Annotated in this window: 25 protein-coding genes, 1 tRNA gene and 1 pseudogene; 9 read left to right on the plus strand and 18 right to left on the minus strand. The window is 57.3% G+C overall.

The window, feature by feature from the left end; all coding sequences use genetic code 11:
- Positions 1 to 4 precede the first annotated feature (4 nt).
- The 7 genes from PMI27_RS01865 to PMI27_RS01835 all read right to left on the minus strand — a co-directional run bounded on the left by PMI27_RS01865 (position 5) and on the right by PMI27_RS01835 (position 4,812).
- Positions 5 to 259, minus strand: coding sequence for a Txe/YoeB family addiction module toxin (locus tag PMI27_RS01865; protein WP_008147677.1), 255 nt, complete (start codon positions 257 to 259; stop codon positions 5 to 7).
- A complete protein-coding gene (locus tag PMI27_RS01860; RefSeq protein WP_008147679.1) occupies positions 256 to 510 on the minus strand; it encodes a type II toxin-antitoxin system prevent-host-death family antitoxin in 255 nt (84 codons plus the stop codon). The genes PMI27_RS01865 and PMI27_RS01860 overlap by 4 nt, the downstream gene beginning before the upstream one ends.
- Positions 511 to 767: 257 nt before the next feature.
- Positions 768 to 1,205 (minus strand): bleomycin resistance protein, encoded by a 438-nt coding sequence (locus tag PMI27_RS01855; protein WP_008147682.1) that lies wholly within the window; start codon positions 1,203 to 1,205, stop codon positions 768 to 770.
- Between the two features lie 25 nt (positions 1,206 to 1,230).
- Positions 1,231 to 1,734: a hypothetical protein gene (locus tag PMI27_RS01850; RefSeq protein ID WP_008147683.1), complete on the minus strand. Its 504-nt coding sequence runs from the start codon at positions 1,732 to 1,734 to the stop codon at positions 1,231 to 1,233.
- A gap of 35 nt (positions 1,735 to 1,769) precedes the next feature.
- Positions 1,770 to 3,692 (minus strand): alkaline phosphatase D family protein, encoded by a 1,923-nt coding sequence (locus PMI27_RS01845; protein WP_033053658.1) that lies wholly within the window; start codon positions 3,690 to 3,692, stop codon positions 1,770 to 1,772.
- A gap of 78 nt (positions 3,693 to 3,770) precedes the next feature.
- Positions 3,771 to 4,034 carry a hypothetical protein gene (locus PMI27_RS01840; RefSeq protein ID WP_008147685.1) on the minus strand — a complete coding sequence of 88 codons (264 nt, stop codon included), beginning with the start codon at positions 4,032 to 4,034 and terminating at the stop codon, positions 3,771 to 3,773.
- A complete protein-coding gene (locus PMI27_RS01835) occupies positions 4,024 to 4,812 on the minus strand; it encodes an MlaA family lipoprotein (RefSeq protein WP_008147686.1) in 789 nt (262 codons plus the stop codon). The genes PMI27_RS01840 and PMI27_RS01835 overlap by 11 nt, the downstream gene beginning before the upstream one ends.
- A gap of 166 nt (positions 4,813 to 4,978) precedes the next feature.
- Here PMI27_RS01835 and PMI27_RS01830 point away from each other — a divergent pair, with 166 nt between their 5' ends.
- Positions 4,979 to 5,689: a response regulator gene (locus PMI27_RS01830; RefSeq protein WP_008147687.1), complete on the plus strand. Its 711-nt coding sequence runs from the start codon at positions 4,979 to 4,981 to the stop codon at positions 5,687 to 5,689.
- Positions 5,686 to 7,044 (plus strand): sensor histidine kinase, encoded by a 1,359-nt coding sequence (locus PMI27_RS01825; protein ID WP_008147689.1) that lies wholly within the window; start codon positions 5,686 to 5,688, stop codon positions 7,042 to 7,044. The genes PMI27_RS01830 and PMI27_RS01825 overlap by 4 nt, the downstream gene beginning before the upstream one ends.
- A 152-nt stretch (positions 7,045 to 7,196) precedes the next feature.
- Here the strand turns inward: PMI27_RS01825 and PMI27_RS01820 are convergent, their stop codons facing one another.
- From PMI27_RS01820 to PMI27_RS01805, 4 genes are read right to left on the minus strand one after another with little or no spacing between them, the layout of a single operon-like run.
- Complete coding sequence (locus PMI27_RS01820) at positions 7,197 to 7,418, minus strand: formate dehydrogenase subunit delta (protein ID WP_008147690.1); 222 nt, start codon at positions 7,416 to 7,418, stop codon at positions 7,197 to 7,199.
- Entirely contained in the window at positions 7,415 to 10,297 is a 2,883-nt protein-coding gene (fdhF, locus tag PMI27_RS01815; protein ID WP_008147691.1) for a formate dehydrogenase subunit alpha, read from the minus strand. Before fdhF ends, PMI27_RS01820 begins: the two co-directional genes overlap by 4 nt.
- Positions 10,294 to 11,856, minus strand: a complete 1,563-nt coding sequence (locus PMI27_RS01810) for a formate dehydrogenase beta subunit (protein ID WP_008147693.1) — start codon at positions 11,854 to 11,856, stop codon at positions 10,294 to 10,296. Before PMI27_RS01810 ends, fdhF begins: the two co-directional genes overlap by 4 nt.
- A complete protein-coding gene (locus PMI27_RS01805; RefSeq protein WP_008147694.1) occupies positions 11,853 to 12,329 on the minus strand; it encodes a formate dehydrogenase subunit gamma in 477 nt (158 codons plus the stop codon). Before PMI27_RS01805 ends, PMI27_RS01810 begins: the two co-directional genes overlap by 4 nt.
- 508 nt (positions 12,330 to 12,837) lie before the next feature.
- Here PMI27_RS01805 and PMI27_RS01800 point away from each other — a divergent pair.
- Complete coding sequence (locus PMI27_RS01800; protein WP_008147695.1) at positions 12,838 to 13,197, plus strand: potassium channel family protein; 360 nt, start codon at positions 12,838 to 12,840, stop codon at positions 13,195 to 13,197.
- Positions 13,198 to 13,209: 12 nt separating this feature from the next.
- A pseudogene (locus tag PMI27_RS30855) lies at positions 13,210 to 13,320 on the plus strand (PH domain-containing protein); the annotation flags it as partial.
- Positions 13,321 to 13,516: 196 nt separating this feature from the next.
- Here the strand turns inward: PMI27_RS30855 and PMI27_RS01795 are convergent.
- From PMI27_RS01795 to PMI27_RS0229930, 7 genes are all read right to left on the minus strand, one after another.
- A complete protein-coding gene (locus PMI27_RS01795) occupies positions 13,517 to 13,828 on the minus strand; it encodes a DUF3077 domain-containing protein (RefSeq protein WP_008147696.1) in 312 nt (103 codons plus the stop codon).
- Between the two features lie 775 nt (positions 13,829 to 14,603).
- On the minus strand, positions 14,604 to 15,329 hold the full coding sequence (locus PMI27_RS01790) for a hypothetical protein (protein ID WP_008147698.1): 726 nt from the start codon (positions 15,327 to 15,329) through the stop codon (positions 14,604 to 14,606).
- 268 nt (positions 15,330 to 15,597) lie between these two features.
- Positions 15,598 to 16,590 (minus strand): hypothetical protein, encoded by a 993-nt coding sequence (locus PMI27_RS31680; protein WP_008147706.1) that lies wholly within the window; start codon positions 16,588 to 16,590, stop codon positions 15,598 to 15,600.
- A 3-nt stretch (positions 16,591 to 16,593) separates the two neighbouring features.
- The gene (locus PMI27_RS30860) at positions 16,594 to 17,700 is read right to left on the minus strand and encodes an AAA family ATPase (protein ID WP_008147708.1); all 1,107 of its coding nucleotides are present in this window, start codon (positions 17,698 to 17,700) and stop codon (positions 16,594 to 16,596) included.
- The gene (locus tag PMI27_RS01785; protein ID WP_008147710.1) at positions 17,697 to 18,893 is read right to left on the minus strand and encodes a DUF262 domain-containing protein; all 1,197 of its coding nucleotides are present in this window, start codon (positions 18,891 to 18,893) and stop codon (positions 17,697 to 17,699) included. Before PMI27_RS01785 ends, PMI27_RS30860 begins: the two co-directional genes overlap by 4 nt.
- A gap of 594 nt (positions 18,894 to 19,487) precedes the next feature.
- On the minus strand, positions 19,488 to 19,817 hold the full coding sequence (locus PMI27_RS01780) for a hypothetical protein (protein ID WP_008147712.1): 330 nt from the start codon (positions 19,815 to 19,817) through the stop codon (positions 19,488 to 19,490).
- Between the two features lie 150 nt (positions 19,818 to 19,967).
- Positions 19,968 to 20,052: transfer RNA gene (locus PMI27_RS0229930), tRNA-Leu, on the minus strand.
- A gap of 107 nt (positions 20,053 to 20,159) precedes the next feature.
- Between PMI27_RS0229930 and queA the strand changes: the two genes are divergently transcribed.
- The 5 genes from queA to secF all read left to right on the plus strand — a co-directional run bounded on the left by queA (position 20,160) and on the right by secF (position 25,574).
- On the plus strand, positions 20,160 to 21,209 hold the full coding sequence (gene queA / locus PMI27_RS01775; protein ID WP_008147713.1) for a tRNA preQ1(34) S-adenosylmethionine ribosyltransferase-isomerase QueA: 1,050 nt from the start codon (positions 20,160 to 20,162) through the stop codon (positions 21,207 to 21,209).
- A gap of 14 nt (positions 21,210 to 21,223) precedes the next feature.
- Positions 21,224 to 22,339 carry a tRNA guanosine(34) transglycosylase Tgt gene (gene tgt / locus PMI27_RS01770; protein WP_177327889.1) on the plus strand — a complete coding sequence of 372 codons (1,116 nt, stop codon included), beginning with the start codon at positions 21,224 to 21,226 and terminating at the stop codon, positions 22,337 to 22,339.
- Between the two features lie 43 nt (positions 22,340 to 22,382).
- Positions 22,383 to 22,718: a preprotein translocase subunit YajC gene (gene yajC / locus PMI27_RS01765; RefSeq protein WP_008147715.1), complete on the plus strand. Its 336-nt coding sequence runs from the start codon at positions 22,383 to 22,385 to the stop codon at positions 22,716 to 22,718.
- 63 nt (positions 22,719 to 22,781) lie between these two features.
- Positions 22,782 to 24,650: a protein translocase subunit SecD gene (gene secD, locus PMI27_RS01760; protein WP_008147716.1), complete on the plus strand. Its 1,869-nt coding sequence runs from the start codon at positions 22,782 to 22,784 to the stop codon at positions 24,648 to 24,650.
- A gap of 9 nt (positions 24,651 to 24,659) precedes the next feature.
- Entirely contained in the window at positions 24,660 to 25,574 is a 915-nt protein-coding gene (secF, locus tag PMI27_RS01755) for a protein translocase subunit SecF (protein ID WP_008147726.1), read from the plus strand.
- Positions 25,575 to 25,576 lie beyond the last annotated feature (2 nt).

Consider the following 25,576-nt stretch of genomic DNA (forward strand, 5'->3'; position numbering starts at 1 on the left):
TATCTCAGTAGTGGTATCTACACATCACGATGCGTATTTCACCGTCCTCGACCGCATAGACCAAGCGATGCTCGGCTGTAATTCGGCGCGACCAGCAACCGCTCAAGTTGTATTTGAGCGGTTCAGGTTTTCCAAGTCCATCGAACGGCTCGCGCTGGATTGATTTGATCAGCAGGTTGATTCGCTTGAGTCCTGCCTTATCGTTTTGTTGGAACCACAGATAGTCTTCCCAACCTTCAGGAGTGAACTCAATATTCATTCTTCGATGAGTTGCCTGGTTTTAGTTTTCCCTGTCCGCAGGTTGCCGATCGATTTGATCAGGCGTTCAGCATTAGCAGGGGAGCGAAGTAGATAGGCTGTCTCTTCGAGGGCGTTGTATTCCGCCAGAGACATCATCACCACGGGTTCGCCTTTCTGGCGAGTGACCAACAGTGGAGCGCGATCTTCATTGACCCGATCCATGGTTTCGGCCAGATGTGCACGTGCAGTGGTGTAGTTGATGGTTTGCATGTTGTAGTCCTCGCTCGATGCAAAGAACGTACAGAAATGAGTACAGGATGACAAGGTGGTACCTACGAGTGGTCGTTGCGCAGACGATGCATCCGCGCTTGTCCTGAGTATCGCCGAAGATTCTTCAAGACGTTTCCGTGATCGATGTAATCCCGATCCGATTTACTCGACATCCCCCGGCACCCAAGTTTTTTGATCGTTCCCATGCTCCGAGTGGGAATGCTCGATGGTGAAATGCACACGGCCTAGGCATCGGCTCAGTGTCTTACGGACGCAAACGGCCGCTCCCCCAAACTCTCCACCAAACGAACCAGATAACCGTCCGGATCCTGCACCAGAAATTCACGCTGGCCGACTTCTACCGCACCGGCGCGATACCAGACATCGGCGCAAGGACGAAACAGCGGCCATTCAACGTCGGTCAGGCGCTGGAGTATCGGCTCGACGACATCAACCGTGATCTGAAAGTTGATGCCTCGGCCAAACGGCGCTTGCAGTACGCCGGTCATCCACTGGCCTTCGGCCGGGTTGTATTGCTCCAGCATGATCTGAACGCCGTTTTGATCGAGGTAGGCAAAGCCGACTTCGGGACGTTCATAGGCGATTTGAAAACCGATCAGGGATGTCCAGAAGTGAAGGCTTTTCTTGATGTCCGTGACCATTAATTCGGGGACTAATTTGCTCCGTGCAAACATACGTATCCTTGGTAAACAGTGTGAGTTAGTTGGCTTGTAACACGGTGTTTGCGAATGTTGTGACTTCGGTTCGATTCCTGAGCTTGAGTTTCGAACCGTCAAACCCGTCGAACAATTGCTCATGCGCGGAAAATCCACTGGAGTCTTCGCGCGTACGATAGCTGCCGGCCCAGTCGAGCAATGCAATCAACAACTCGTCAGTCTTGTCCCGCTGCGCCTCTCGCTGACGAACATTGGCAACACATTCGTCATCGTCAACGCACAGCCAGATCAGTGCTGTCGCCCGGGGCAAGAGTTCGCTGATGATCCAGCCGTAAACGCCTTCGATCACCCAGCGCTCTTCACTGGCCACCACCCGTGCCATGCCCAACACCTCGGCACGGGGGCGGGCGATGCTGTGTTCGTCGGACAACCAGTGAATCGAATCGAGATCAACCCACGGCACTTGCAGGTGCTTGGCCAGTCGTTCGGCCAGCCAGCTTTTGCCGGAACCGGAGTTGCCGATGATCAGGGTTCGGGTGAGGTTCATGAGCGGCACCGATCAAATGTCGGAACGATCAGCCTTCAGTCGTCATTCTCAGGCGCAACCATCCGGGTCTTCGGCGAGCCGTTTGAGTTGTGCTGATAGATCTCCTGCGGCTGTCCTTTTTCATTAAAGAACACTTGCCCGATCCCCGCCGAATTCCACAGCCGTTCACCCGCTTCAGCATGTTCCGGGACATGCGGAACAATGCGCATACGTCGACGTTTAGTCAGCCAGTTCAGTGGTGAGCGTGGCGAGTAGAGCCAGCGGTTGAGGCGGTCGAACCACTCGAGCAGTGCGGGCGGGAATTCGTTTTTGATGCCGCTGCTGGTGATCTGCCAGATGCGCGGGCCGGCCTTGCGGTGTCGGATCAGTACTTCGTAGACGAAGGAATAATGCACATCGCCTGACAGCACCACGTAATTACCGGGTGTACGCGAGTGTCGGAAAATGTTCAGGATCACCTGGGCCGCACCGCGATGGGCCATCCAGTTTTCGGCGTCCACCAGCAGGGGATAACCGCACCAGCTGAAGACGCGCTGCACGGTTTCGATCAGTTTGACGCCGAAGATTGGCGCCGGCGAAACGATGATGGCCGAGGGGTGATCGAGGAGTTCCTGTTGCAGTTCGCTGAGTGCTTCCCAGTCCAGCAAACCCGACGGTTGCTTGAGGTTCATCTCGCTGCGCCAGCGCCGGGTGCGGGTGTCGAGCACCACGATGGCTGGGCTGGTGGGCAGCACGTAGTGCCAGTTCTGAAATCTCAGCAGATCGTCAATCAACTCGTCCTGAATGTCACTGTCGAGGTTGCGGTCATGCCCGCTGGCGCTCAATCTGCCGGCCTTCTTCAGCACCGCGCCGAACGCATCCGGGTTGTTGCCCCAGCCTTGGCACAGCATATAAGCAAGCAGTGCGTTGCCGATGATGCGCCTGGAGAACGAATGGCCGTAGGCCGTTTCCTCCCATTGCGCGGAAAGATTCCAGTCATCGGTAATATCGTGATCGTCGAAAATCATCAGGCACGGCAGGTGCGCGAGTGCTCGGGCGACACCGCCCAGACCGGCCTTGAAACCATCGATGCGTGTCTGCTCAAGCGCATAACGCTCGCGTCTTGCAGGCGTCAGCGCCGGCGGTTGCGGGGCGATCAATGTCCAGGGTGTCGGCGACCAGACCAGCAGGTACATGGCCATGACTTCGGCGAACGTCACCAGGTGGTTGTCGGCACTGCTGCTGGTGAAAATCGGCTTACGCGCCCCACCGAAAAATCGCTCGCGCAGGGTTTCGTTGCTCTCCAGCGCCGGTAACAAATCCGCACGATGGTAATAACTGGCGGGGTGCTCGTAGAGCTTGGCGCTGTCGCTGACCACTGCGCCTTCGAGGTGCTCTTCGAACAGCCCAAGCCGCTTGATCAAGGCATGGATGGCTCGCAGCATCGGCCCCGCGACATCGTCGGCATACACCTGATCGCCGCTCATCATCAACAGCGCCGGGCGTTTGTGTGCGTCCGGCTCGGCTTCCAGCAAACGATCGACGCACAGCAAACCGTCCGGGGCTGGATGATGAGGTTTGCGGCAAGAGCCGTGCAGCAGATGATCGGCCCGTGTACGCAGGACGAAGTTGGGGCAACGGGCGTCGCCGTACAGCAAGTGCGGGGCCCAATCGGCGATGCCTGTGCCAGCGTCGTCAATCAGCAAGTCGTATTCGATTAACGTGTCGCAGGGCAGGGCGGTGTCCAGCGACACATCGATCAAATGAACAAAGGCCTGGGTGCCCACCGCAATGACCGTGCACTGACTCGCGTCGAGGTGGATAGCGTCGCGATCCTGCAGACGCAACGTCAGCGACAACGCCCGCGACCCCACCAGCCACATCACCAGCCGCGTGGGCTCCAGACGCCGCAACAGCGGCCCGACCAGGACAGGGGGCAGGGATTGGTGATCGTCAGGCAGCGGCAAAGACATGGACATCCGGGTTTCTGGAACGGAGAAGCGCGCGATGATAACGCAGCTGACGTCAATGAATGGCAACGGGCGCGAATCTGACAGTCAAGGCAACTGCTCGCTACCCGCCGTCATTACATCGGTCTCGCCATTGGCCACGAGCCAGCGAAACAAGTCTGTCACGGACACCGTGTGGCTACGCTCGATCCAGCGCACCAGCGCCGGGCCATAGTGTTCGGTGTAGCGGCTGAGCACCAGATGGCGACAGTCCTCTGACAGGCGCAGGGTAATTTCCCGGCAGTGCAGAGTGTCCGGGTCGTCCTTGATGACCCGTTGTTGCAGCGTCAGGCTATTGCCTTCAGAAACCATCGGCCGGTGCTCCTGTGCATTGATGTTTGGTTGTCTGCGCCGAGCCTTGTTTGCCATCGGCGACGTAAGCGGCACGATGCTCGGCGACCACGTTGCGTAACGCGCTGTAGTAGTCCGGCAGTTTTTGCAGGCTGTCGGTCAGCGGTAAGGCTTCTGCGCGGCCATCGACGAAGCCGCCGACCGTGCTGATAGTGGATAACGTGTCCACGGTGTCGCTGTTGCTGCCAAACGGATCGATCACAAAACCGAGCACGCGGCCGACGGCGTCGCGGCTGTTGGAAGTGCCGAGCAAAGGCAGTTCGACGATCGGACCGTTGCCGATGCCCCACACGCCGAACGTCTGGCCAAAGTCCGCGTCGTGACGCGGGATGCCGGCCATGCCGGAGACGTCGATCAAGCCCACTACACCGACTGTGGTGTTGAGCACGAAACGCCCCAGCGTATTGGCCGAGCGCATCGGGTTGCCTTGCAGCAGGTCATTGATGAACACCTTGGGCTCGCCAAAGTTCGCCACAAAGTTATGCACACCGGTCTGGAAAAAGTCCGGCGAGTAGCGATAGCCGCGAGCGACCGGCGCCAGGGCATAGTCATCGACCACCCGATTGAACGCGAAGACCCCGCGATTGAACGGTTCCGCCGGGTCGTACACCGAATAGGCGATGTCGGCGCAACTCACATCGGTGGACGGCGGCTGACTGCTGCAACCCGCCAACCCGGCGGCCAGCACGGCAACCGAGGTGTTGCGGGTCAGCCAGGGAGCACATTTGAAAGGCAACATGGACGCGATTCTCGGGAGGAATTCGCCGAGATGCTGAGCCCCAAGCCTTGCGCAAAGATGTCTGGTTTATTGCGCCGCTGTCGTTTTATTGCAGGATTGAAATATATGACGCGCTGCCGTGAATGGTTTTAGATGGCGGTTCCATTCGCCCCTTAAGTGACCTTCGGTGAACAGCCTTTTAATTGTGGACGACGACCTTGAGGTTCTCGATCTACTGAAAAAATTCTTTGTGCAGCACGGCTACAGCGTCGAAGTCGCCACCGACGGCGCATCGCTGTGGGCGGCCATCGAGCGACAACCGCCAGACCTGATCATTCTTGACGTGATGTTGCCCGGGGACAGCGGACTGATCCTGTGCCAGCAACTGCGGATTCGACACGCCATTCCGGTGATCATGCTCACCGCCATGGGCGAACTCAGCGACCGCGTGGTCGGCCTCGAACTGGGCGCCGACGATTACCTGACCAAACCCTTCGACGCCCGAGAGTTGCTGGCCAGGGTGCGCGCCGTGCTGCGTCGCGTGGACGAGCGCCGCCCGGTATTGCAGGAACGGCCACGGCCGCTGATCGACTTCGCCGACTGGCACCTGGACGTGACTCGTCGCGAACTGCGCTCGCCGGACAACGTGATGATTCCGCTGTCGGCCGGTGAGTTTGACTTGCTGCTGGTCTTCGTCGAACACCCGCAGCGCATCCTCACCCGCGAGCAATTGCTGGACCTGGCGCGTGGGCATTGCCATGAAGCGTTCGATCGCAGCATCGACGTTCAAGTCAGCCGCCTGCGACGCAAACTCGAGTCCGACACCAAACGGCCGGCGATGATTCGCACCGTGCGCAATGGCGGTTACCTGTTCACGCCCAGCGTGACGCGGCGATGAGCTGGTTGAAGCGGATTCGCGCCCGAGACTGGCCGCAAGATACGGTTGCGCGCTGGATCGCGTTGACGATCATCCTGGCCATGCTCATTTCACTGGCGCTCAATGGGCTGTTTATCCAACTGGCCGGCGTGTGGGCGCGTCCGCCGCTGACCGAAACCGGCTTGCTGGAAAAAGCCGCTGCCATCACCCGTGTCGTCGAGGCCGCCCCGGCGCCCCTGCGCAACTCATTGGCGCAAGCCGCCAGCGAGAACGGCTTCACCGTCAGTTGGCACCCGGACCGACACGATCTCAATCTGCCGACCGTAGAAGATCCGAAGTCCGGCATCGGCTCGACCATTCTGCAGCCCATGCTCAAAACCCCTGACCGGCGCATCGAAGCCTATGAACCGGCCGACTGGACGGAGCACTCGGCGGACGCACATTACGCGCTGCTGATCGAGCTATCGGATTCGACCTGGCTGATGTTCTCCGCGCCCTCGCGCAGTTGGGGGCTCGACGAAACGCCACGCTACCTGATCGTGATCCTGCTGGTGCTGATCTCCACCGCACTGGTCGCGCTGATCGCCACCCGGCGCCTCGCCACACCGTTGCAGCACTTCGCCGAAGGCGCCCGGCGCTTCGGCGTGGACTTCCGCGCACCGCCGATCGAACCGCTTGGCCCTCACGAAATCCGCCAGGCGATTCTCGCGTTCAATGCCATGCAGGCCCAGCTGCAGCACTTCATCCGCGACCGCACGCAAATGCTCGCCGCCATCTCCCACGACCTGCGCGCGCCCCTGACGCGGATGCGCTTGCGTGGGGAATTCATCGAAGACAGCGAGCAACAGCAGCGTTTGTTTCGTGACGTGGATGAAATGCAGGCGATGATCAACTCGGCGCTGGAGTTCTTTCGCGATGATGCGCGGCTTGAGCCGGCGACCCAGTTTGATCTGGCGGAACTGCTGCAAACGTTGCTGGATGATTATCGGGATCAGGGAGTCGAGATTGCTTTCAGTGGGCCGCTGCGGTGGGTGTATTTCGGGCGACCGTTGGGGCTTAAGCGGGTGATGACCAATCTGCTGGATAACGCGATCAAGTACGGGAGTGAGCCGGCGATTGAACTGATCCCGGGTGCTGGCGAGGTGCGGATCAACGTGCTGGATCGTGGGCCGGGTATTCCGGATGCCAGTCTTGAACAAGTGTTCGTGCCGTTCTTTCGCATGGAAGGCTCGCGGAACAAAAGCACGGGGGGCGTTGGTTTGGGGTTGTCGGCGGCGCGGGCGATTGTGCTGGAACACGGAGGCGAGCTGACGCTGCGCAATCGATCGAAGGGCGGGTTGGAGGCATTGGTGGTGTTGCCGGTGCATCCAGGTTGAGGATTTGACCGATTCTGATGAGTAGCCCCTGTGGGAGTGAGCCTGCTCGCGATGAGGGAGTGTCAGGCGCCATATCGGTCGACTGACACTCCCTCATCGCGAGCAGGCTCACTCCCACAGGGTTTTTCGGTCAGGCTTAGGATCGTGCGGACCTAAGCCTCCCAGCCCGCCCCACTGACCGCCGCTTGCGCCAGTGGATGCAAGTCTGCCCCTTGATGCTCCGTCTGCCAGGCCAGCAACTCCTTGCGCATGCCGGGCGTCCAGTACATCTGCAGGTGATTACGCACGCCGAGCACGGCCTGTTGCTGGTCCGGTTCGTTGGCGAAGTACTGGGCGATCTGGTTGACCATTTTGATCAGGTTTTCAGTGCTCATCGGCGTACCTCGGCTTTAGTGCCACGCGCCTGACGGCGTTCGTTGAGCAGACGGTGCTGGTTGTCGCTGAACTCCTGATAGCGTTTTTGCCACTCGGAAGGGTGGTAGACGCGGCTGACTTCCACGGCGGTGACCTTGTACTCCGGACAGTTGGTGGCCCAGTCGGAGTTGTCGGTGGTGATCACGTTGGCGCCCGATTCAGGGAAGTGGAACGTGGTGTACACCACGCCCGGGGCGACCCGTTCGGTGACCCGCGCACGCAGTACGGTCTGGCCGGCGCGGCTGCCGATACCGACCCAGTCACCTTCGTTGATGCCACGGCTCTCGGCGTCGGTCGGGTGGATTTCCAGACGGTCTTCGTCATGCCAGGCGACGTTATCGGTACGCCGTGTCTGAGCGCCGACGTTGTACTGGCTGAGGATGCGCCCGGTGGTCAGCAGCAGCGGATAGCGATTGTTGACCTTCTCCTCGGTGGGCACGTAGCCGGTGAGCATGAAGCGCCCCTTGCCGCGCACGAATTCCTCGATGTGCATGGTCGGCGTGCCGTCCGGTGCCGCGGCGTTGCACGGCCATTGCAGGCTGCCGTGGCGATCCAGTTCGGCGTAGCTGACGTTGGTGAAGGTCGGCGTCAGGCTGGCGATTTCATCCATGATTTCTGACGGGTGCGCGTAGTTCATCGGGTAGCCCAGCGCGTTGGCCAGGGCCACCGTGCCTTCCCAGTCGGCCTTGCCGCCCAGAGGCTCCATGACTTTGCGCACTCGGGAAATGCGCCGCTCGGCGTTGGTGAAGGTGCCGTCTTTTTCCAGGAACGAGCTGCCCGGCAGGAACACGTGGGCGAACTTGGCGGTTTCGTTGAGGAAAATGTCCTGCACCACGATGCATTCCATGGCGGACAGGGCTGCGGTGACGTGTTGGGTATTCGGGTCGCTCTGGGCGATGTCTTCACCTTGGCAATACAAGCCCTTGAAGCTACCGCTCAACGCTGCCTCGAACATGTTGGGAATGCGCAGGCCCGGGTCGGGTTGCAGGGTGACATTCCAGGCCTGTTCGAATTGTGCGCGAACGACCTCGTTGGAGATGTGCCGGTAGCCGGGCAACTCGTGGGGGAAGGAGCCCATGTCGCAGGAGCCCTGAACGTTGTTCTGCCCCCGCAGCGGGTTCACGCCCACGCCTTCGCGGCCGATGTTGCCGGTGGCCATGGCCAGGTTGGCGATGCCCATGACGGCGGTGCTGCCCTGGCTGTGCTCGGTGACGCCCAGGCCGTAGTAGATCGCTGCGTTGCCGCCGGTGGCATATAGACGAGCGGCGGCACGGATGTCGGCAGGTTCTACGCCGCAGATGGGACCGAGGGCTTCCGGCGAGTTGTCCGCGCGGCTGACGAATTCGCGCCAGTGGGCGAATTCGTTGTCCTCGCAACGGGCGTCGATAAAGGCTTGGTTCAACAGGCCTTCGGTGACGATGACGTGGGCCAGAGCGTTGAGCATGGCGACGTTGGTGCCCGGACGCAGGGCCAGGTGCAGTTCGGCGCGGGCATGCACCGTGTCCACCAGATCAATGCGTCGTGGGTCGATGACGATCAGTCGCGCGCCTTCACGCAGGCGGCGTTTGAGCTGGGAGGCGAACACCGGGTGAGCGTCGCTGGGGTTGGCGCCCATCACCAGGATCACGTCGGCCTGCATCACCGAATCAAAACTCTGGGTGCCGGCGGACTCGCCCAGGGTTTGCTTCAGGCCATAGCCGGTCGGCGAGTGGCAGACCCGCGCACAGGTGTCGACGTTGTTGTTGCCGAAGGCGGCGCGCACCAGTTTCTGCACCAGGTAGGTTTCTTCGTTGGTGCAACGGCTGGAAGTGATGCCACCAATGGAATCGCGGCCGTATTTTTGCTGCAGTCGGCGGAATTCGCTGGCGGCGTAGGTTACCGCTTCATCCCAGCTGACTTCCTGCCAAGGGTCGTTGATGTTTTTGCGGATCATCGGTTTGGTGATGCGATCCGGGTGGGTGGCGTAGCCCCAGGCAAAGCGTCCTTTGACGCAGGAGTGACCATGGTTGGCTTGGCCATTCTTGTCTGGAACCATGCGCACCAACTGGTCGCCTTTCATCTCGGCGCGGAACGAGCAGCCCACGCCGCAATAGGCACAGGTGGTGATCACGCTGCGTTCGGGCTGGCCCAGTTCGACCACGCTTTTTTCCATCAGCGTCGCAGTCGGGCAGGCTTGCACACAGGCGCCGCAAGACACGCATTCCGAGTCGAGGAAGTTCTCGCCACCGGCGGCCTCGACCCGGGATTCGAAACCGCGCCCGGTAATGGTCAGGGCAAAGGTGCCCTGGGTTTCTTCGCAGGCACGCACGCAACGGTTGCAGACAATGCACTTGCTCGGGTCGTAGTCGAAGTAGGGGTTGGAAGTGTCCTTCACGTCGGCGAGATGGTTGTCGCCTTCATAGCCGTAACGCACTTCTCGCAGGCCAACCTGGCCGGCGACGGTTTGCAGCTCGCAGTTGCCGTTGGCCGAGCAGGTCAGGCAATCCAGCGGGTGATCGGAGATGTACAGCTCCATGACGTTGCGGCGCAGGGTCGCGAGCTTCGGCGTCTGCGTGTGTACGCTCATGCCTTCAGTGACCGGCGTGGTGCAGGACGCCGGGTAGCCGCGCATGCCGTCGATCTCCACCAGGCACATGCGGCAAGAGCCGAAGGCTTCCAGGCTGTCGGTGGCACACAGTTTCGGAATGGTGGTGCCCAGCAGCGCCGCGGCGCGCATCACCGAGGTGCCTTCAGGCACGCTGATGCTGCGGCCGTCGATGTTCAGGGTCACCTGTACGTCGCTGTCGCGGGCCGGGGTGCCCAGATCGATATCGGTGTTCGGGTCGAAGAGAGTGATCATTGGTCGGCCTCCGAAGATTGCAGACCGAAGTCGGCGGGGAAGTACTTGAGGGCGCTGGCCACCGGAAACGGGGCCATGCCGCCCAACGCACACAGCGAACCGTATTGCATCGTGTCGCATAGGTCCTTGAGGATGATCACCTGCTCTTCGCGACCGCTCTGGTCTGGCGCGGCGAGCAGGCGGTCGATCACCTCCACGCCCCGGGTCGAGCCGATGCGGCACGGCGTGCATTTTCCGCAGGATTCCTCGGCGCAAAACTGCATGGCGAAACGCGCCATTTGGGCCATGTCCACCGTGTCATCCGCCACCACCACACCACCGTGGCCGAGCATCGCGCCAATGGCGGAGAACGCTTCGTAATCCAGCGGCGTATCGAATTGCGACGGCGGCACCCACGTGCCGAGCGGGCCGCCAACCTGCGCGGCCTTCAGCGGCCGGCCACTGGCGGTCCCGCCGCCGTAGTCTTCCACTAGTTCCCGCAGCGTCAGGCCAAAGGCCCGTTCCACCAGACCTCCGTGACGAATATTGCCTGCCAGCTGGAAGGGCATCGTGCCGAGGGAACGGCCCATGCCGTAATCGCGATAGAACTGCGCGCCCTTGGCCAGAATCAGCGGCACCGAGGCCAGGGTCAGCACGTTGTGCACCAGTGTCGGCAGGCCGAACAGGCCCTTCAAAGCCGGGATCGGCGGCTTGGCGCGGACGATCCCGCGCTTACCTTCGAGCGAGTCCAGCAGCGCGGTTTCTTCACCGCAGATGTACGCGCCGGCCCCGACGCGCACTTCCATATCGAAGGCCTGGCCGCTGCCGCCGACATTGGCGCCGAGGTAACCGGCGGACCGGGCGATGTCCAGCGCTGCACGCAATGTGGCCACGGCGTCTGGATATTCCGAGCGCACATAGATGTAGCCGTAAGTGGCGCCGACCGTGATGCCGGCAATGGCCATGCCTTCGATCAGCAGGAAGGGGTCGCCTTCCATCAACATGCGATCGGCGAAGGTGCCGGAGTCGCCTTCGTCGGCGTTGCACACAATGTACTTCTGCGCCGCCTGGGTGGCGCGCACAGTGCGCCATTTGATCCCGGCCGGGAAGGCCGCGCCGCCGCGGCCACGCAGGCCTGAATCGAACACTTCCGTCGCGGTCTGCTCGCCGCCCACTGCGATGGCGCGGGTCAAGCCCTCGAAGCCACCGTGGGCCCGGTAATCATCCAGGGACAACGGCCGGGTAATGCCGGCGCGGGCGAATAGCAGGCGTTGTTGAGTCTTCAGATAAGGCAGTTCTTCCACCAGGCCCAAAGCCAGTGGATGCGCGGACGGCTCGCCTTGCAGCGCATCGAGCACGGACGGCACGTCGGCAGCGGTCATCGGGCCAAAGCCGATACGGCCTTGCGGTGTGTCCACTTCCAGCAGTGGTTCCAGCCAGTACAGGCCACGCGAGCTAGTGCGTTGCACCTCCAGGGGCACAACGCGTCCCCGGGCATGGGTGATAAGGGCTACCACAACCTCTTCGGCACCCACGGCACGGGCTAGCGAATCACTGGATAGATAGAAAGCCGGCATCATGCGTCCTCCCGGCAAGCGTCGAGCAAGGCATCCAGACGCTCAGCGCTGAGCCGCGCATGCACCCGGCCATCCAGTTCCAGAGCGGGCGAGCAGGCGCAAGCGCCGAGGCAATACACCGGGCGCAAACTGATGCTGCCGTCGGCACTGCTGCCGTGATCGTCCAGTTGCAGGCGTTCGCGCAACTGCGCAGCAAGCTGCTCGGCGCCGCGACTCTTGCACGACTCGGCGCGACACAGCCGCAGGATATGCCGGGCCGGCGGCGCGGTACGGAAGTCATGGTAAAAGCTGATCACCCCGCGAACCTCGGCCTGACTCAGGTTCAGCGCGTGGGCAATCTCGGGGATGGCGGCATCGGGGATGTAACCGATGCCCTCCTGAATCTCATGAAGAATCGGCAACAGTGCGCCCGCAGAGCCCTTGTGGCGCTCCAGCACGCTGTTGACCATAGGCAATTGCAACATCTCATCAGGCATTCAGCATTCCTCACGGTCACGGACAAACCAGAGGGTTGTCGGTCGTCCGAAAGTGTCGGCTGCGGCACTCACACCACGTCACGGAATCGTGGCAATTTCAGGCCGTCGGCCAGGGCACCCTGAGCGGGCATCTTGTTGTGCCCGGCACGGTCTTCGCCGCACCTTTTATAGGGCATTGAGGCAGCTTGCCACGCTGCTTTTGATTCGACTGCACCAAAGCGACGTGTTCAGTTCTGCCTACGACTATCCATTAAGTCTAGATGAGTGTGCGGCCAGAGGCGGCGTCCCGGAATAGTCGGGGAGTATGGGCAGCGCTGTCGCGAATCATGCTTGAACCACCCCCAACCCGCTGCTGATGCACCGCGCCGTTTGGATGACGTGGAAATAAAAGAGGTGATCAAGTCGGGAGGGGGAGTGGCTCAGTTGGCCATCAGTTTCCAGCGCTTGTGCCAAGCTGATGGGGTGTTAATACGCCATCAGCTCAGGCAAACCTCAGGAAGCCCATGACATGAAGCCCACTCATGCATCGCACGTCCGTCGAGAATTCTTCAAAGCAATCGGGTTCTACCTGCGCGTTGTCTGGCCGATCTTTTCCGTACTGTTTTTTCTGATCGTGCTGTTCGGCCTCATCATCAGCTACCTGGAGGGCTGGGATCTTCTTGACGGCATCTATTTCGGCTTCGTGACCGGTTTGACCATCGGCTATGGAGAGCTCGTGCCGAAACTTGGCGTCTCGCGGATTTTGGCGATTTTGCTGGGGTTCAACGGAGTGTTGATGACGGCGATATTTGCGGCGATCAGCGTTCGGGCGATTGAGGTTGCAGTGCGGGCGGCGGGGCAGGAAGAGTCGGGTAAGCCGACGGCGTGAAGTTATGCTTGGTTGCTACTGGAAGGGGAGCAACTCATCGACTCCTGCAAATCCATGCGCGACGGCGTGGTGTTTACCAACAAACGCATCATCGCGGTCACGTGCGGGGCATCACCAGCAGGTTGAAAGCCCCGAAAGAACTCGGGGCTAACAATGCCAGTCAATTCACCGCAAACCCTGTAGGAGCAAAGCTTGCTCGCGAAAGCGCCAGACCAGCCAACATCAATGCTGAAAGCCCTGGCATCACCCTAAGCAGTCCGTTCCCCCAGACTTCAGACCTCGCCGACCGACATCAGAACCATCCCGCCATTTTCAGCCACTACCCCTCAGACTTCGCCCCCGCCCGCTTAGACGCCAGCTCATTATCCCGATCCCGATTCAGCACCTTCACCGCATCATCAACCACCGCCTTGCTCATCGCCGTCAAATAATGCGCGGCCCAGGCGTGGCGGTCGGTATCTGTGGCGTAGGCAGCATCTTCGGTGAGCTTCTTGGCGAGGAATAGGAAATCAGAAGCCATGGCCAACGCATCGCCGAGGGGGACGTTGCAGGAGACGTGGAATAAAGGTTGATCCCCGCAGTAGATCGCGGGTGTAAGGCCGATGGTTTTGAGTTCTGATTGTTCGGTCATTGGCCACCTCCGATGATGGAGAGGCAGTGGGCGAGGGTGGACGGAGGGGCGTTACGCAACCGGGAATCGCGTTGAGGGAAAAGCCAAATTTTGTAGGTATCCATACAGCGCATTGTGAAGCTCCTTAATTTTTAAGAGCTGCCACAATTCGTTACCAAGCGAATGGGTGGCAGCTGTGCGCAGGTTGGTAAACCGGGAAATCAAGGAAACCGGCACGTCCGAAGACGTCCCACGCACAGCCGCCATAGCGCAGATTGCAGGCGAAAAAAAAGCGCCTGCGAACGCATGGCACTGTTGCGCAGTGATTTACCTCGGGTTACCAAGCCCGGTCGCTGAATTGGCAGCGACGGTGGGAGGGTATCGTGCGGACTACCATGCTGCAACCTTCTACAGAATCCAGTGCCAGCTTTTTTGCGTCTGAAAATGACTGGCCTAATTGGCAGAAAAACCTCTTGGCTGAAATTTCTGAGTCGCTTGGAGCTCCTGCAGCGGTTTCGTGGAAGGAGGTCTTTTGATCTCGGTTTAACCGGGAAGCGGAGTGAGTAGCTAACCTCCTCGCTAGAACAAAAAAGGTCCAGCTTAGCAGGACCTTTTTTAAGTGCTAATGCCGAGGGAAGAAACACCCTTATAGTGCGGGCTTGCAGTCGAATTGTATGGGTTAGGGATACATGTCAAGATCTGCTGTAGCTGAGCATCTTACAAAAAATCAAGTCGCTCCCCTAGATTGAATCGAACATTCGGGCCTGTGGGAGCTCTCCGGGCATAGCAGCGCGATTCAAAAAATATTCTTTGTCAGCCATTCGGCGCCCTGTATCAACTCCTCGGCTTGTTCCTTCGTGGGTTCGACGTCTTTCTTATGCGAGCACAGATTTCTTAAATCGGCCAAGAACGAAATCTTCCGCCATACGGCAATGTCAATCACTCCGGCAGCTTTCAGTGGTTCGTTCAAGTCTGCGATTGTGGGGTGTTTCTTGGCAATTTTGATAGCGTGAGCATTCGCGACTTTCTGAAGGTGTCCTTCAATCATTACTCCCATCAGCGCACCTGCCGCTCGTGGGCTGATCTTTGCGAGCTGCGCGGCGATTACTAGCTCGCCATCTTGCAACTCAGCATAAAGTTCGCTTTCGATGTTGGAAATTACAGAGTCAATGCGTGCTTCTAAGGAGCTGAGAATCGTAAGCTGATTGATGAAACAAGTGAGCACCTGGCTTTTGGTATCGCTCGCGTCCCAAGATGCAGGGGAAACACCCTTCATAAAATCTTGTATTACGTATGTGCCATATCCGAGGCTTTTTCTTTTCGGATCAATTTCATAGTAGCTCTTAAACTCTATATATCGGTCGGGAGCAAGCGCTCCGGCAGCCTTTACTGCTTTCGAATACCACGTTTGATAGCCACCACGAAAATCTTTCGCCTCCTCTTTACTGAATTTACCTGCAAGCGCGTAACCTTCTGCGCACAGCTCTTCAAGCTCCTTGCGAATCCGTTCACGTTTAGTCATAGGTGCCCTCATCGTTCGCTGGTTGGTGAGGCAGACTGGATACATCATTTCTTGGGGCTAGCGCTAGGAGCAAAACCATCAACAATCCTGCAGGTCGCCACACGAGTAGCATTGATTGCCTAGTCGAACGTAGCTGGGGACTCTGGAGTATCCTGAGTCGGTGGGATCGGAAACCCTCGATCTCGTTAGCCTTAGGAGCTCCAGCTTACTGAAATTTAAGCGTTGAAATTGCAAAAATAAATCCGTCCCCGTTTCCAGCTTCGACTATTTAGGGAAGCTCTAAGTGTTCGTGGATTATGGCAATAATAAACTTCCCGTTGGACTCCTCAACTGGAGGGTGAACGTGAATTCTATTTTGATGTGCCTGTATTTTTGCATGCCATTCGCAATATAGCTCCCTGGTTCCGATGGTTATCTCGCGAGCTCGGCGACAGTTTGCGTTACGGTAGACGTTCGGATTTTCCGGTGCTATGTCTACATTAAAACCAACGAAGCGACGTTCAATTGTTTGATTGGGTGGAGCTTTTGACTGGTCCAGTGCCATGGCCTCATTTGGGGCTAAGGCTGGAGGCGGACACACAAATGCCCAAGTGCCGTAGTCATCGAAAACTGCAAAATGCCTCTTAACTTCACTCCGGTGCTCGAGGTACCCGCCAGACAGCCGATGCAGACCGGCCCAAACATCAGGATGAATATATAGGGAAGGAAACGCATGTGGTGCCAATCGACGCAATGATTCATAACTGTCGCCTTCGACATCAATCGCAGAGCGCCAAAACTCTAAGGTGCTTGTTTCATCAGTTACCCAATGAACGTTTGCAGTACCCACTCGGGAGGTAGTTGAATAGGCCCCTTTACGATTAAAACTTAGGCATGCAACAGCTCGTCCAGCTCGAACATTGTGGTGAGCCCACGCGACGTCTGAATTCTCCGTGACAGTTGCCCCATCAATTTCAGTAACTGGTTCATGCATGTCGATTGGCCAGTCTTCGTCCAAGTAGCAACACCCACGGCCTAGCCACGCAGCGAGCTCCTCCCATATTTCGGGCTCAAGGGTTACAGGCGATTCGGTCGATTTGAGTCCCCAAAGATCAAACTCTCCAAAAACATTCTGAATCTGGAGATCTTCCCCAACCCAGACCGATTCATTACGCTCTAGGGCAATATGAACACGATTGAGTAGCTTCTCCATTGCAGAGGATATTTGCTGCGAACTCCATCCATCAAATATCCATTCCGATCCATCGACCACCATTGCCATTGGTTATCCTCGCCTCCGCACTCGCCCGAGCGAGGCAATGTCTATCTGATACTGATCGAAGAATCCTTTTGGCCAATGAGAAATTCCCCCAATCGCCGTAAATTCGAGTTTTTGCACTTGAGGAGAGTCATCTTCTAATGCATCGAAAAAATGTACCACCGCATTATCGTGAGGAAGATATCGGTGTTCTCCGATTGCACGTCGTATTCCGTTGAGAACGTGATCGGAGTGAGTCTCGACAATTACTTGAACTCCGCAATTGGCAAGCCAAGCAAGAAAAACTCCCATTCGTGACTGTCCGGCCGGATGCAAGTGAGCTTCTGGGTTTTCTACGATAAACAAGCCGCCTCGTTCAATAATCAAACCAGCTAATATAATGGGAAGGGAATAAGATATGCCGAAGCCCATATTAGGTGCTCTTACCCAGTCTTGACCAGCAAAGCGGAATTGCATGGCATTATATGCAGTCCCAGGGTATTGAATTGTGTCCAGTTCGACAGGTCTGGCAACTTCTGCAAGCCAACGTTCCACCTCGTATTTTAATAGTGAAGTTGGCTCGCCTGAACTCAAGGGGTGAATTCGATCAGAAAACTCAATTGGTCGACTTCCAAGAGTTCCAAAAATTTGAGCGCAATACTCCCCCCTCACTCCAATTTCAAGTTTGTTGCTCGGTAGTGGCGAGGCGGAAGATACGTTTCTAGGGCCTAAGCGCTCTGCACATAAATATGAAAATGATCGCGGTTTTTTGCTGAAGGCAGTAAGCGAAGTGTTGGGTGTTTCTTCGATTGTTAGGTACAAGGAGTTGCTGGCTGGAACACCTAGTTTCCAGATTTCTGTTTCGTTTTTATCGGATGTTATATGAAATTCTATAAGTTCATTAGAGCTCCAGTTCCGAACCTCTTCGGCTGCTCCTAGTTCCATTCCAAATGGTCCGCTCAATCGGATTGCGTCACCTAGGTTTACTGTGGATGCTTCAGCAGCTAACAGTAGAGAGTGAATTACAGATGTTTTGCCAGAACCATTAAGCCCTGTCAGAACAGTTAATGGTCGTAAGGAAAATGTTTGATCGTTGAATCGCTTGAAAGATCGGATTCTCAAGTCCGTAATCATGGCAAAATCCCTTCGAGAATCGCTTTAGTATATTCAAGCCGCAAGATGACTTTTCTTGGGTCGCCCGTGCCTACGGTGACGGCGCGTGAATAATCAGGATCATCGAATGCTTTTCTAAATTCGAGAGCAATTTTGTCCTTAAAAGGCTTAAGCTCGGTGAGCTTGTAATCGGCCAGTGCAATTGCTTGGGACTCGAAAACTGCACGGTTTAGCGGGCCTCTGCGCTTCTGGCCTGGTGGCCAGCGCCTAAATGCCGCTGCGCCGAGAATCTCAGTTGCGTTCTTCATTGCTCGTTTGAAATCGGAGACTAATTTCCTTAGCTGAACATCAGTAATAGGAGATAGATCATCTGCTTCCGAGTCGACTCTTTTTGTAAATGCGACAAGAAATGCATCTAAACTTGGATGAGTTCTATAGTGTTCATCTGAGTAGTTTCGGAAAGCGCAAAACCTTAGCGCGAGCTCTCTATTTGTCATTCGACCACTGTCACGGACAAGGTTTTCGGATACCCATTTCCAATACTGCCATTCAGTGGCCTCGTCAAACTCTTCCATCTCAGAAAGTTTCTTCAGTAGCGACCTTGACCTTGATTTGCTCATGGCGTGTCGAATTTCTTGCGCTGAGAGTGGGCTTCCTAAAGTATTGACCCTGCTGAAAATGTCATATTTTACTTCGTCAGGGGTTTGAGGTTCTATTACGTGGACTACTATTTGCGTACTTCTAAAGCGGCGTAACTCTGCTGGGGTTAGTGTTGAGTAGATCATTCCGTCAAGGTTTATTAAGTATTCGAGATCTTGCGCTGAAAGCGTGTGCTCATCTTTCATGAACATGGCTACAGTTGAAAGTCGTTGAACGCCATCTACAACCTGATATGTGCCATCTAAAGCTTGGTTGAAGTAGAATGCGGGTAGGGGAATACCTAAGAGAACTGATTCAATAAGCCGCGTACGTTGTCTTTCTTTCCAGATATAGTCGCGCTGAAAGTCAGGCGAGAGATATATTTCTTCATCATTTATCTGGTCGACGACATCTCGTAGAGAGAAGTGCTTAGTAGTGATTCGAATTTTAGTAGGATCCCACGGCTTCGCAGTGGAATCTCCACGACTAGAATCCTCTACTTCAATATGATCGATACTATCTTCCCCGTCTAACTCGTCATCTGGTCGCTTGATGGAAGGAGGCTTCGTTGCCATTGTGGGTCTCTCGAAAAAAACGGTTATAAGCGGCTGGGAAAGCCAATTTAACAGCTAGCACGTCTGGAAGTACGCCTAAGCCAGGATAGGTTCAATCTACAGGGGCATATTAGGCACTTCAAGACTTGCGGGCGAATCACTTGTAGTTACCACACCCTTTCAAATTGTAAAGACGGAAATCTCTGCACGAAATTTCAGCTAGAGGAATCAGCGGGTCTGAACCCCGTGTAGGGTCCCCCTTTGGGATGCACCGTAAAATCCGCTGGGGTGGGTGCCTAGGCTGCGATGAGTCAGAGAAGACCTTCGAAAATTCGGAGTTAATCTGCACCGTCCGTTCTCACTGAAGGTTTACGCTGTGAAAAGGGGTGAGGGGAGTGCTAATACGCTGGTGTGTAGAAAGAGGTATTCCATGTGTTCCAGATTTGCTAGAGGCCATGTCTTGCTTTGCACACTTATTCTGCAGCTTTTGGAGATCCGTCTGCGCTTGGCTGATTTCTTTCTGGGAGAAAGAGAACAGAATTGCTATCTGTCCATACGTGGCGGCCAGCGTCGGTACGCCCATAGGGCGTACGCTTTTTAGTCAGACCCCTTCATTTATTGAATATCTTTCAAGTATTCCTTGAGCGAGTTAAGTGGGGCATCAAGCTGCTCCATTGTCCTTGCATCGCTGAATTCAGCTGACAACCTATGCATCTCACGCCCTAGCGGTTTATCAGCGCCGCCTAGAGATTCCATAGCCAAATTCAGGCATTCACGCACCTTCGACTGAATCGCCCCAACATCCCCCCTCCTTACCAACAACCCAAAAACCTCCCGCTCATAATCACTCATCAGCAAATCATCCCGAAGAATCGGACTCGAATCCTCCGTCTCATAAGCAAGCTTAAGGCAGAACAGGGCGACGGTTTCCAGCAGCAGTTCCATGGGGTGAATCCTTGAGATGGGTCGTACCGGTCGAGGATGCGAGAAATCAAAAGCATCGCCAGCAAGCCGGCTCCTACAGGTCGGCGTTGTGTCAGGCACTTTTTGGCAGACGAAAAAAAAGGCCTTGCAAAGCAAGACCTTTCTTAATTTTGGTGCCCCGAGGGAGACTCGAACTCCCACTTCTTGCGAAAACGGATTTTGAATCCGCCGCGTCTACCAATTCCGCCATCAGGGCTCAATGGCGGCGAAGTATAGAGATGAGATAACCGTCGGTCAATCAGGTACATGGAGAATTTTTGATATTTCCGCTAGACTTCCCGGCCCTGCTAGACGAACCCCATCATGCGCGTTGCTGACTTTACCTTCGAGCTCCCTGATTCGCTGATCGCCCGCCATCCTTTGGCTGAGCGTCGCAACAGTCGCCTGTTGACCCTTGATGGGGTCAGCGGCGCCCTGGCACACCGTCAATTCACTGATTTGCTTGAGCATTTGCGCCCGGGCGATTTGATGGTGTTCAACAATACCCGGGTGATTCCGGCGCGGCTGTTTGGCCAGAAGGCTTCCGGCGGCAAGCTGGAAATCCTGGTGGAGCGGGTGCTCGACAGTCATCGCGTGCTGGCGCATGTGCGTTCCAGCAAGTCGCCGAAGCCGGGGTCGAAGATCCTGATTGATGGCGGTGGCGAAGCCGAGATGCTGGCGCGCCATGACGCGTTGTTCGAGTTGGGGTTCGCCGAAGAGGTGTTGCCGCTGCTCGACCGCGTCGGGCACATGCCGTTGCCTCCTTATATAGACCGCCCGGATGAAGGCTCGGACCGCGAGCGTTATCAGACGGTCTACGCCGAGCGTTTGGGCGCGGTGGCGGCGCCGACGGCGGGGCTGCATTTCGATCAGCCGCTGATGGAGGCGATTGCCGCCAAGGGCGTCGAGACGGCGTTCGTGACCTTGCACGTCGGTGCGGGCACGTTCCAGCCGGTGCGCGTCGAGAAGATCGAAGATCACCACATGCACAGTGAATGGCTGGAAGTCGGTCAGGACGTGGTCGATGCAGTCGAAGCCTGTCGCGCTCGCGGTGGTCGTGTGGTGGCGGTGGGGACCACCAGCGTGCGTTCCCTGGAAAGTGCCGCGCGCGATGGCGTGCTCAAGCCGTTCAGTGGCGACACCGACATCTTTATTTATCCGGGCCGGCCGTTTCATGTGGTCGATGCCCTGGTCACCAATTTCCATTTGCCCGAATCCACGCTGTTGATGCTGGTTTCGGCGTTCGCCGGTTATCCCGAAGCCATGGCCGCTTATAAAGCCGCCGTGGAGCATGAATACCGCTTTTTCAGCTACGGTGATGCGATGTTTATCACCCGTAACCCTGCACCACGTGGCCCTGAGGAAACAGAATGAGTCGCCAAAGTCGTATGTCGTTTGAGTTGCTTGCTACCGACGGCAAGGCTCGTCTCGGTCGTTTGACCTTCCCACGCGGTACCGTAGAAACCCCGGCCTTCATGCCGGTGGGCACCTACGGCACCGTCAAGGGCATGTTGCCGCGGGATATCACCGCCACGGGCGCGGAAATCATTCTGGGTAACACCTTCCACTTGTGGCTGCGCCCTGGCACCGAAGTGATCAAGAAGCACGGCGACCTGCACGATTTCATGCAGTGGAAAGGCCCGATTCTGACTGACTCCGGCGGTTTCCAGGTGTTCAGCCTCGGCGCCATGCGCAAGATCAAGGAGGAGGGCGTGACCTTCGCTTCTCCTGTCGACGGCGCCAAAGTGTTCATGGGCCCGGAAGAGTCGATGCAGGTCCAGCGCGATCTGGGCTCGGACATCGTGATGATCTTTGACGAATGCACCCCGTACCCGGCTGACGAAGACGTCGCACGGGTATCGATGGAGCTGTCGTTGCGTTGGGCCAAGCGTTCGAAAGAGGCCCATGGCGACAACACGGCGGCACTCTTCGGCATCGTTCAGGGCGGCATGCACCAGGATTTGCGCATGCGCTCCCTGGAAGGTCTCGACAATATCGGCTTCGATGGTCTGGCCATTGGCGGTCTGTCGGTGGGCGAGCCGAAACACGAGATGATCAAGGTCCTGGATTACCTGCCGGGTCAGATGCCGGCTGACAAACCTCGTTACCTTATGGGCGTTGGCAAACCGGAAGATCTGGTTGAGGGTGTGCGCCGCGGTGTGGACATGTTCGATTGCGTGATGCCAACCCGTAATGCCCGCAATGGGCATCTGTTCATTGATACAGGCGTGCTGAAGATCCGTAACGCGTTCCATCGCCATGATGATTCGCCGCTGGATCCGACCTGCGATTGCTACACCTGCCAGAACTTCTCCCGTGCTTATCTGCACCATCTGGACAAGTGCGGCGAAATGCTGGGTAGCATGTTGAATACCATCCACAATTTGCGCCATTACCAGGTGCTTATGGCTGGTTTGCGCGAGGCTATTCAACAGGGTACATTGGCCGCCTTTGTCGATGCCTTCTACGCCAAACGCGGGTTACCTGTTCCGCCTTTGGACTGAGTTTTCTGACCCCAAGATTCAACATTTGCAACTGGAGTGCTAAATGAGCTTTTTTATCTCTAATGCCATGGCTGACGCTGCTGCACCTGCTGCAGGCCCAATGGGCGGCGGCTTTGAGTGGATTTTCCTGGTCGGTTTCCTGGTCATCTTCTACCTGATGATCTGGCGTCCACAGGCCAAGCGCGCCAAAGAGCAGAAAAACCTGCTGAGCAGCCTGCAGAAAGGCGACGAAGTTGTGACCACCGGTGGTATCGCCGGCAAGATCACTAAAGTGGCAGATGACTTCGTTGTTCTGGAAGTTTCCGACACCATCGAAATGAAGTTCCAGAAAGGCGCCATCGCCGCCACGTTGCCAAAAGGCACGCTAAAAGCGATCTAAGTTTCAACTTCTACTCAATCGACGGGGCGCGCAAGGCGCCCCGCGTCATAAGCGGGCGGCGTGATGCTGAACAAATACCCTCTGTGGAAATACATTCTGATCCTGGCGGTGCTGGCGGTCGGTCTGATTTATTCCGCTCCCAATCTATATCCTGATGACCCGGCCATTCAGGTCAGCGGTGCAAGCACTGCGCTGCAGGTCAATCAGGCTGATCTGGATCGCGTGAGCGCAGCGCTCAAGGAATCCGGGATCAACGTCAAGGCTGCCACCCTGGCAGCAAACGGCAAGGGCGGTCTGATTCGTCTGACCAAGGCTGAAGATCAGCTGCCTGCCAAGGACGTCGTGCGCAAGGCATTGGGTGATGACTACGTCGTTGCACTGAACCTGGCACAAACCACCCCGCAATGGCTGCGCAGCCTGGCCGCGCACCCGATGAAGCTGGGTCTGGACTTGTCCGGTGGTGTGCACTTCCTGCTGGAAGTGGACATGGACAAAGCCCTCGACGCTCGCTTGAAAGTGTACGAAGGCGATGTGAAGAGCCTGTTGCGTAAAGAGAAACTGCGCTATCGCAGCCTGCCGCAACTCAACGGTGCCATTCAGCTGGGCTTCACTGATGAAGCAGCCCGCGAACAAGCCCGTGCGCTGATCCGCAAGAGCTTCAACGATTTCGACATTGTTCCGGCCGACCTCAATGGCCAACCGGTACTGCGTCTGGCGATGACCCCGGCCAAGCTGGCGGAAATCCGTGAATACTCCATCAAGCAGAACTTGACCACGGTACGTAACCGCGTCAACGAACTGGGTGTTGCCGAGCCAATCGTTCAGCGTCAGGGCGCCAACCGCATCGTGGTTGAGCTGCCGGGCGTGCAGGACACCGCCGAAGCCAAGCGTATCCTCGGCAAGACGGCCAACCTTGAGTTCCGTCTGGCGGCTGAGCCAGGCGCTTCGAAAGCCACTTCCGAATCGTTTGAGTTCCGTGAAGGCAAGCGTCCGCCGGCACTGATCGAGCGTGGCTTGATCATCACTGGCGACCAGGTGACTGACGCCAAGGCTGGCTTCGGCGAGCACGGCACGCCAGAAGTGAACATCCGTCTGGATGGCCACGGTGGCGAGCTGATGAGTCGTGCGACTCGCAGCAACGTTGGTCGCAGCATGGCAGTGATCTTTATCGAGCAGCGTCCGGTTACCACTTACGTCAAGCAAGTGGTTAATGGCGTCGAGAAAGACGTGCCGGTCCAGACGTTCAAGGAAGAGAAGAAGATCATCAGCCTGGCGACCATTCAGTCGCCGCTGGGTGCTCAGTTCCGCATCACCGGCCTGAACGGGCAGGGCGAGTCGTCCGAACTGGCGCTGCTGCTGCGTGCCGGTGGTCTGGCTGCACCGATGTACTTCGCTGAAGAGCGCACCATTGGCCCAAGCCTGGGTGCCGACAACATCATCAAAGGTATCGATGCATCGCTGTGGGGCATGCTGTTTGTCTCGCTGTTTATCATCGCCATCTACCGCTTCTTCGGCATCATCGCCACCGTCGCGCTGGCGGTGAACATGGTGCTGCTGCTGGCCCTGATGTCGCTGCTGGGTGCAACACTGACCCTGCCGGGTATCGCCGGTATCGTGTTGACCATGGGTATGGCCGTCGACGCCAACGTTCTGATCTTCTCGCGGATACGTGAAGAGATCGCGGCGGGCATGACCGTACAACGGGCAATCAACGAAGGCTTCGGCCGGGCATTCACCGCGATTCTCGACGCCAACCTGACAACCTTGTTGGTCGGCGGGATTCTCTTTGCCATGGGCACCGGCCCGGTCAAAGGCTTCGCAGTGACCATGTCCCTCGGGATCTTTACCTCGATGTTCACGGCCATCATGGTGACCCGCGCGATGGTCAACCTGATCTTCGGCGGTCGTGACTTCAAGAAGTTGTGGATTTAAGGGGCTGCCATGTTACGTACAATCAACTTCATGGGCGTTCGCAACTTTGCGTTCGGCGTCACATTGTTCCTTACGGCGCTGGCCATTTTCAGCGTCTTCCACAAGGGCATGAACTGGGGCCTGGACTTCACCGGCGGTACGCTCATTGAGCTGACCTACGAGCGTCCGGCCGACGTCACCAAGGTGCGTGAGCAGCTGGTTACATCGGGTTATCACGAGGCGATCGTTCAGAGCTTCGGTGCGACTACCGATTTGCTGGTGCGTATGCCAGGTGAAGACCCGCAGCTGGGTCATCAAGTGGCAGAAGCGCTGCTGAAAGTCGGCGGCGACAACCCGGCGACGGTCAAGCGTGTCGAATTCGTCGGCCCTCAGGTCGGTGAAGAGCTGCGCGACCAGGGCGGCCTCGGCATGCTAATGGCATTGGGCGGCATCCTGATCTACCTGGCTTTCCGCTTTCAGTGGAAGTTCGCGGTCGGTGCCATCGTTTCGCTGATCCACGACGTGATCGTGACCGTCGGTATCCTGTCGTTCTTCCAGATCACCTTCGACCTGACGGTGCTGGCGGCGGTACTGGCGATTATCGGTTACTCGCTCAACGACACCATCGTGGTATTCGACCGGGTGCGTGAGAACTTCCGCGTACTGCGCAAGGCCACCCTGATCGACAACATCAACATCTCGACCACGCAAACCCTGCTGCGGACCATGGCGACGTCGATCTCCACCTTGCTGGCGATCGCGGCCCTGTTGTTCTTTGGTGGCGACAACCTGTTCGGCTTCTCCATCGCGCTGTTTGTCGGTGTGTTGGCGGGTACCTACTCGTCGATCTACATCGCCAACGTCGTGCTGATCTGGCTGAACCTGAGCACCGAGGATCTGATTCCTACGGTGGCTACCGATAAGGAAGTCGACGACCGCCCATAACG

The organism is Pseudomonas sp. GM41(2012) (assembly GCF_000282315.2).
In the GTDB taxonomy this organism is placed as follows: Bacteria; Pseudomonadota; Gammaproteobacteria; order Pseudomonadales; family Pseudomonadaceae; genus Aquipseudomonas.

Excerpts from the sequence above, each read along its gene's own strand:
- tgt (WP_177327889.1), top strand. The coding sequence starts at position 21,224 with ATGTCGTTTGAGTTGCTTGCTACCGACGGCAAGGCTCGTCTCGGTCGT.
- PMI27_RS01860 (WP_008147679.1), bottom strand. The coding sequence starts at position 510 with ATGCAAACCATCAACTACACCACTGCACGTGCACATCTGGCCGAAACC.
- yajC (WP_008147715.1), top strand. The coding sequence starts at position 22,383 with ATGAGCTTTTTTATCTCTAATGCCATGGCTGACGCTGCTGCACCTGCT.
- PMI27_RS01850 (WP_008147683.1), bottom strand. The coding sequence starts at position 1,734 with ATGAACCTCACCCGAACCCTGATCATCGGCAACTCCGGTTCCGGCAAA.
- PMI27_RS01795 (WP_008147696.1), bottom strand. The coding sequence starts at position 13,828 with ATGACCGAACAATCAGAACTCAAAACCATCGGCCTTACACCCGCGATC.
- PMI27_RS01840 (WP_008147685.1), bottom strand. The coding sequence starts at position 4,034 with ATGGTTTCTGAAGGCAATAGCCTGACGCTGCAACAACGGGTCATCAAG.
- PMI27_RS01855 (WP_008147682.1), bottom strand. The coding sequence starts at position 1,205 with ATGTTTGCACGGAGCAAATTAGTCCCCGAATTAATGGTCACGGACATC.
- PMI27_RS01835 (WP_008147686.1), bottom strand. The coding sequence starts at position 4,812 with ATGTTGCCTTTCAAATGTGCTCCCTGGCTGACCCGCAACACCTCGGTT.
- fdhF (WP_008147691.1), bottom strand. The coding sequence starts at position 10,297 with ATGATCACTCTCTTCGACCCGAACACCGATATCGATCTGGGCACCCCG.
- PMI27_RS01865 (WP_008147677.1), bottom strand. The coding sequence starts at position 259 with ATGAATATTGAGTTCACTCCTGAAGGTTGGGAAGACTATCTGTGGTTC.
- secD (WP_008147716.1), top strand. The coding sequence starts at position 22,782 with ATGCTGAACAAATACCCTCTGTGGAAATACATTCTGATCCTGGCGGTG.
- PMI27_RS01820 (WP_008147690.1), bottom strand. The coding sequence starts at position 7,418 with ATGAGCACTGAAAACCTGATCAAAATGGTCAACCAGATCGCCCAGTAC.
- queA (WP_008147713.1), top strand. The coding sequence starts at position 20,160 with ATGCGCGTTGCTGACTTTACCTTCGAGCTCCCTGATTCGCTGATCGCC.
- PMI27_RS01805 (WP_008147694.1), bottom strand. The coding sequence starts at position 12,329 with ATGCCTGATGAGATGTTGCAATTGCCTATGGTCAACAGCGTGCTGGAG.
- PMI27_RS31680 (WP_008147706.1), bottom strand. The coding sequence starts at position 16,590 with ATGGCAATGGTGGTCGATGGATCGGAATGGATATTTGATGGATGGAGT.
- PMI27_RS01780 (WP_008147712.1), bottom strand. The coding sequence starts at position 19,817 with ATGGAACTGCTGCTGGAAACCGTCGCCCTGTTCTGCCTTAAGCTTGCT.
- PMI27_RS01810 (WP_008147693.1), bottom strand. The coding sequence starts at position 11,856 with ATGATGCCGGCTTTCTATCTATCCAGTGATTCGCTAGCCCGTGCCGTG.
- PMI27_RS01825 (WP_008147689.1), top strand. The coding sequence starts at position 5,686 with ATGAGCTGGTTGAAGCGGATTCGCGCCCGAGACTGGCCGCAAGATACG.
- PMI27_RS01790 (WP_008147698.1), bottom strand. The coding sequence starts at position 15,329 with ATGACTAAACGTGAACGGATTCGCAAGGAGCTTGAAGAGCTGTGCGCA.
- PMI27_RS01845 (WP_033053658.1), bottom strand. The coding sequence starts at position 3,692 with ATGTCCATGTCTTTGCCGCTGCCTGACGATCACCAATCCCTGCCCCCT.
- secF (WP_008147726.1), top strand. The coding sequence starts at position 24,660 with ATGTTACGTACAATCAACTTCATGGGCGTTCGCAACTTTGCGTTCGGC.
- PMI27_RS01785 (WP_008147710.1), bottom strand. The coding sequence starts at position 18,893 with ATGGCAACGAAGCCTCCTTCCATCAAGCGACCAGATGACGAGTTAGAC.
- PMI27_RS30860 (WP_008147708.1), bottom strand. The coding sequence starts at position 17,700 with ATGATTACGGACTTGAGAATCCGATCTTTCAAGCGATTCAACGATCAA.
- PMI27_RS01800 (WP_008147695.1), top strand. The coding sequence starts at position 12,838 with ATGAAGCCCACTCATGCATCGCACGTCCGTCGAGAATTCTTCAAAGCA.